1 protein-coding gene is annotated in these 248 nt (G+C 44.8%); it reads right to left on the reverse strand.

Annotation, left to right across the window (positions count from 1 at the left end; translation table 11 throughout):
• The coding region (locus SB679_RS25670; RefSeq protein WP_410705192.1) for a hypothetical protein at window positions 1-248 on the reverse strand (248 nt) is incomplete at both ends.

The following is a 248-nucleotide window of genomic DNA, read 5'->3' on the forward strand; positions in this document are numbered from 1 at the left end:
GGACGACCAGTCATTCGAAGCGCAGTATTAGCAATCATGTCATCAGTTGGCGCTGTAACAAATTGATCAGAAAACGCTAAAGTATCTGAGTTTAGACGCAAAGCACCTCGACGTTTTACCCCTGCTAAGCTATAGAGATTTTGATCAACAGAACCGTTCATTGCACTGTCTATGAGTAGGTTGTCACCACTGTATGCCAGTTCAACAAGCTCTCTTCTTGTATAGGGATGTAACGGCTTAACCGCCCC

Origin of the sequence: Chryseobacterium sp. SIMBA_029, from assembly GCF_046535275.1 — a bacterium.
Classification (GTDB): domain Bacteria; phylum Bacteroidota; class Bacteroidia; order Flavobacteriales; family Weeksellaceae; genus Chryseobacterium.